The 5,020-nt window shown below is 45.7% G+C and carries 6 protein-coding genes; 3 read left to right on the forward strand and 3 right to left on the reverse strand.

Annotation, left to right across the window (positions count from 1 at the left end; genetic code table 11):
- Positions 1 to 310 precede the first annotated feature (310 nt).
- The 3 genes from HUJ19_RS05945 to HUJ19_RS05955 all read left to right on the forward strand — a co-directional run bounded on the left by HUJ19_RS05945 (position 311) and on the right by HUJ19_RS05955 (position 2,339).
- Positions 311 to 820, forward strand: coding sequence for a hypothetical protein (locus HUJ19_RS05945; RefSeq protein WP_290622783.1), 510 nt, complete (start codon positions 311 to 313; stop codon positions 818 to 820).
- Entirely contained in the window at positions 820 to 1,524 is a 705-nt protein-coding gene (locus tag HUJ19_RS05950; protein WP_290622784.1) for a hypothetical protein, read from the forward strand. Before HUJ19_RS05945 ends, HUJ19_RS05950 begins: the two co-directional genes overlap by 1 nt.
- A gap of 272 nt (positions 1,525 to 1,796) precedes the next feature.
- Positions 1,797 to 2,339, forward strand: a complete 543-nt coding sequence (locus tag HUJ19_RS05955; protein ID WP_290622785.1) for an SCP2 sterol-binding domain-containing protein — start codon at positions 1,797 to 1,799, stop codon at positions 2,337 to 2,339.
- On the opposite strand, the gene HUJ19_RS05960 is transcribed toward HUJ19_RS05955, so the two are convergent.
- The 3 genes from HUJ19_RS05960 to HUJ19_RS05970 are packed head-to-tail and all read right to left on the reverse strand — an operon-like array spanning position 2,309 to position 4,475.
- On the reverse strand, positions 2,309 to 3,190 hold the full coding sequence (locus tag HUJ19_RS05960; protein WP_290622786.1) for a U32 family peptidase: 882 nt from the start codon (positions 3,188 to 3,190) through the stop codon (positions 2,309 to 2,311). The two genes, HUJ19_RS05955 and HUJ19_RS05960, sit on opposite strands and share 31 nt — an antisense overlap.
- Positions 3,191 to 3,195: 5 nt before the next feature.
- Entirely contained in the window at positions 3,196 to 4,185 is a 990-nt protein-coding gene (locus HUJ19_RS05965) for a peptidase U32 family protein (protein WP_290622788.1), read from the reverse strand.
- 8 nt (positions 4,186 to 4,193) lie between these two features.
- Positions 4,194 to 4,475 carry a chorismate mutase gene (locus tag HUJ19_RS05970; RefSeq protein WP_290622789.1) on the reverse strand — a complete coding sequence of 94 codons (282 nt, stop codon included), beginning with the start codon at positions 4,473 to 4,475 and terminating at the stop codon, positions 4,194 to 4,196.
- Between the last annotated feature and the right edge of the window lie 545 nt (positions 4,476 to 5,020).

Below are 5,020 nucleotides of genomic sequence, written 5' to 3' on the forward strand. Positions count from 1 at the left end.
TGGGCGATAGAAAGATAGCTAATCATTCTATCAGGAGAGATACAAGGATGGGTTATACCCAAGGGGGCAGACCCGGCTTTAGCCGTAACCCATCAATAAAGAAAAAAAAACAGATGGGTTACGCTTTGCTAACCCATCCTATGTCTGTGCCAATCGTATTAACATTGCCTTTGAGCCGAATAGTGAGGTTAATCGGCTCATAATTTGATTTGATTGGGTTGGGTTGGCTATTCGGGGCAGTCTTGACATTTTCTTTGATATAGCTCATTCTTAATTCTAGATTTTAGAATATAGAATAATAGTTGAACCTATGTTGAAGCCGCAAGATGTTTTAGTGATGCTTAAGTTGTTCGCTATTGGCGGCCGGGAGTGGTCGTATAATACTTTAGCGTTAGAGCTTGGTATGAGCCCTTCTCAAGTGTTGTATGCCTGCCAGCGCGCAGTTGTTGCAAAGCTTGCTGTTAAAAATGGGGATAAGGTTGTTCCACATCTTCAAAACCTAAAGTCTTTTATCGTTAATGGTTTGCCATTTGTCTTTTACCCGATTCGGGGTGAGTTAGTTCGTGGCATGCCTACAGGGCACGGGGCTGAGCCGTTGGCGAGTATGATGGTTGCTGATAATGATCCTGTTCCAGTATGGCCCGATCCCGAAGGTACAGTTCGAGGGATGACTTTAGAGCCACTATTTCGATCCGCTCCAATGGCTGCCAGGAATGACCAGAAACTTTATGAGCTTTTAGTTTTGGTGGATGCTATTCGTGCTGGGAATGCGCGTGAACGAAAAATTGCCATTGAGTTATTAGAAAAGGAGTTGGGTTAGTGTCTAGAGTACAAAATCCTAATATGGAAATATTGATGTTAGCAGTTAACCGGTTAGCAGAGCTGGCTGATGATATGGTCTTTCTGGGCGGTTGCGCGACTGGACTGCTGATCACTGATAGCGCCTCTCCACCGATTCGGGTAACTCGTGATGTTGATGCCATTGTGCAGGTCGCCACAAAGCACGAGTATTATCAACTAGCAGAAAGACTTAGAGAGAAAGGTTTTTCCGAAGACTTGAGCGAAGATGCACCTTTGTGTAGATGGACTAGCGAGGACGTTGTTCTTGATGTGATGCCGACTAACCCTGATATCTTAGGCTTTGGCAATGAATGGTATGCGATTGCTGCGGATAATACTTTTGAATATCGGCTACCGAATAAAAAGTCTATACAAGTTGTCACTGCGCCGTACTTTTTAATCACCAAAATTGAAGCTTTCGAGGGACGCGGTAATGGCGACTATATGTACAGTCACGATATTGAAGACATCGTTGCTGTTTTAGAAGGGCGGCCAGAGTTATTAGAGGATATAGCTTCAGTCGGTGAAGGGATAAAAAGTGCGCTGGCCGATAAGTTTAGAACCTTGTTGAATGACAAAAAGTTCATGCAGTCTATACCTGGTCATTTACCCAGTGATTCAGTCAGCCAACAAAGGGTTCCTTATATTATCAAAGTAATTGAACAGGTTATTGATATTAGTTAACGGCGATAATTTTTAGTTACCATTGATGTTTGTAGGGACAACTCATGACTTGTCCGCACGGTCAAGGTTTGGTTTGAACGTAGGGCGGGCAATTCACTCAGGATCTTGGGCGACCGCAGGTCGCCCCTACATCATGTTTGTCATTTCGAACAGCCCCCTACAGTCTTGGTTGATGAGGTCACTCTTCGAATGAGGAGGCGCATGATCAAGGTCATGCTTTATTTGTTGTGCAGTTCTTATAATGAGCCAATTTCAACAATTGATGAATTTTTATGGCTGAATCCTCTGGTGTTCTAAACCTTCCTTTTGCTAATAATTTGAAGTCTGCTTTTTTGCCTAAATTTGCTTCCTGGGTTGCTCCGAAAAATTTAGGTTTTTGTGTGCGTTTGGTGCCGCAGCTGGTTAATCGGAAAGTAATTGAGTCGGTGTTGAATTGTGTGTTGCAGGAGCAGGTGGCGGATGGTGATTTTGATTATCTGACCGGTAAGTGGTTGCAGGTTGAAATCAGGGATGCGCAGTTGTTTGTGACGCTTGGTTTTCGCAATGGTCAGTTTGTGTGTCGTGAGGTTGTGCGCCAGGCGTGCGCGGCGAATGCTTATTTGTCGGTGATGACGGTTGATGCGATTGATATGGTGCAGCAGAAGATTGACCCGGATACGTTGTTTTTCCAGCGCAAACTAACCATCGGTGGCGATACGGAGTTGGCGCATCATGTTAAGAATACGTTGGATACATTAGACCCTGAGGCTATACCCAAAGTGGTGCTGACTCTGTTGCAGCACTATCAGGCGATCATTTCCAGGCCAGCCATCTGAAACCAGTAGCCGTTGCAATATTCGCGCGTATCGTCTGTAAAACTGACGGTTGGCTGGTTATTGTTAATGGCGTGACTCAGCGCATGAATAACTTCTAGGGTGGTTTCGGGAGCTACGGGCACAATCCGCGCATAATCGATTCCAGCGGCCTCTAGTTTCTGCCAGTGATTGAGTAAGTTGCTGACTTTGCCCGATTGAGTCTGGATGCCATTAATCTGTGCAAAGCTATCGCCTTCGCGTGTAGTAACCGCAATCCCTTCCACGTCATCTTTGCACTTAAACTGACAGCGATCTTTGGGCAGGTCATGATGGCGTGCGGTAAAACAACGAGCGGAGTAGGCCAGTGGCATTCGTCCATAAACCTGATACTCAAGTTCTACGCCAAACTCCTGTGCTTTTGGGATAACCGGCTTCAGATCTTCCTGGCCAAGTTCAACCGGAATGTTCCAGCGGGTCATGCCTAATTTGTTGAACAGGCTTAACGATTGGTTGTTATAGATATTGATGGCATTACCGGCGACAAATGGCCTGCTTGCTTGGTTGGCGACTTGTATCGCTGACATGTCATTGGCTTCGATCAGGAAATGATCTTGCTGGACAATTTTTTTCAGGTAGTTCAACTCTGACTCTGCTTCGAGCAGGGTCATGGTTGAAAGCACTACCTGTTTGCCTTTGCTGGCTAACTGTTTACCAATCTCCACCCAGTCTTGTAAAGTCATGCTGCGACGTTTTGAGCAAACGGTTTCGCCCAGATAGACGGCATCAATATTGGTTTCAGCAACTTGCTGGTAGAAGTCCTGATAGGCTTGTTTGGTCCAGAAATAAGGGACGGCTGCGAGTGATGTTTTCATAGTGTTTATTGCCAGCTGCGTTCATAGGCGCCAATCGTTGTTTGGCGGCCTTCTGACAGTGCTGTGAGCTTCTGTTTGTCTTGTTCGGTGGGTTTGGCTGAGTTTTTGAGGACTGAGTCAATCGCTTTTCGCCAGACGTTGGCCACTGTTTCAATGTAGGCAGGGCTGCGTTGGCGACCTTCAATTTTGATCGCTACCACACCGGCCTGGTGCAGTTCAGGCAGAATGTCCATCGTATTCAGACTAGTGGGTTCTTCCAGGGCGTATTCGATATTACCTTCAACTTCAAAGCGGCCTTTGCACAAAGTTGGATAGCCTGCGTTTTCACCTTCTTCAAATTGATCAATCAGCAGGTTGTTTAATCGACTCTTGAGCACGCCATCGTTTTCTTCCCAACGGACATGAGAGGAGGGTGAGCAAACACCTTGGGTATTCGGCGACTCACCGGTTAAGTAAGAGGATAAATAGCAGCGACCTTCGGCCATGATGCAGAGACTGCCAAAGCCAAAAACCTCAATTTCAACCGGTGATTTTTGTGCTAATTGAGTGACTTGTTTTAATGACAAAACGCGGGGTAGAACGGCACGCTTAATACCAAAGTTCTGATGATAAAAGTTCAGTGCTTCAAGATTGGTTGCCGAGGCTTGCACTGATAAATGGATAGGGAAATCATCTGAGCGGGAACGAATGTAATCCATGATGCCGCTGTCAGCAACGATCAGGCTATCAATGCCAATATCCAGCGCCATATCGACACTTGAAGTCCAGGTCTTCCAGCCATCCTGCCTTGGGTAGGTATTGATCGCGCAATAGACTTTGCAGTTATTCTGGTGCGCGTATTCGATACCTTTATGTAGATGTTTTTCGCTAAAGTTCAGGCCTGAAAAATGGCGCGCATTGGTGGCATTTTTAAAGCCGATGTAGACCGCGTCTGCACCTTGGTCAACCGCTTTGACTAATGACGGGTAATTGCCCGCTGGACATACTAATTCCATGAATTGATTTAACCTGCTTGTTTGGTGTTTTTTAGAAGTTGTAGATTCAAACTGGCATTAAAAACGGCACGGAAAATACAGACCAGATCCAGCTGGTGATAAAGCGTAGGGTTTTGCGAACAGATATTGTTGATGATTTGGCGTTCGCGTTCCGGGCAGTGTAATGGCAGGCCAAGCTCGCCTTTCAGATCAGAGATCTGGTCGATCACTTCTGAGCGTTGTTTTAATAGGATTAAAAGCTGCTCATCAATGGTATCGATTTGTGAGCGTAAATGATCAAGTGGCATCATGGTTTCGTTCTCCATAGCACTTATGCAAAACAGTTTGCATATTTTTCTGCGTATGTTTTTGCAGATCTGGGCAATGAGCACATTCTATGGGCAGTTTTTGGCAAAGCCCTTGATATGAGTCAAACAAGAGGGGATGTTTTTATCGAGGTAAAGAGCAGATTCCAAATCTAGTTTGGAATGACACTCCTCGGGTGAGGTGCTTTGTGGAATATAAAGGGGAATGCAGAGGTAATTCTTGGAGAATTGCCCGCCTGAAATTTATTCAGGATCTAGGATAAGTCATGACTTTTCCGCACCGTTAAGGTTTAGTTCAAGGTAGGGCGGGCCAAGGCCCACCCTACGTCGGAGATTTATGTAGGATCTTGGGCGACCGCAGGTCGCCCCTACCGTAATGTTTATGTTTTCATAGGATGGGTTAGCTCTTTGAGCGTAACCCATCGATTGCTTTCTTGATGGGTTACGGCTAACGCCGGGTCTGCCCCCTTGGGTATAACCCATCCTTGTATCTCTCCTGATAGAATGATTAGCTATCTTTCTATCGCCCA

The organism is Kangiella sp., assembly GCF_014762745.1.
Classification (GTDB): Bacteria; Pseudomonadota; Gammaproteobacteria; order Enterobacterales; family Kangiellaceae; genus Kangiella.

Coding starts and splice junctions, on each gene's coding strand:
- HUJ19_RS05945 (WP_290622783.1), top strand. CDS start 311: ATGTTGAAGCCGCAAGATGTTTTAGTGATGCTTAAGTTGTTCGCTATT.
- HUJ19_RS05955 (WP_290622785.1), top strand. CDS start 1,797: ATGGCTGAATCCTCTGGTGTTCTAAACCTTCCTTTTGCTAATAATTTG.
- HUJ19_RS05960 (WP_290622786.1), bottom strand. CDS start 3,190: ATGAAAACATCACTCGCAGCCGTCCCTTATTTCTGGACCAAACAAGCC.
- HUJ19_RS05965 (WP_290622788.1), bottom strand. CDS start 4,185: ATGGAATTAGTATGTCCAGCGGGCAATTACCCGTCATTAGTCAAAGCG.
- HUJ19_RS05970 (WP_290622789.1), bottom strand. CDS start 4,475: ATGATGCCACTTGATCATTTACGCTCACAAATCGATACCATTGATGAG.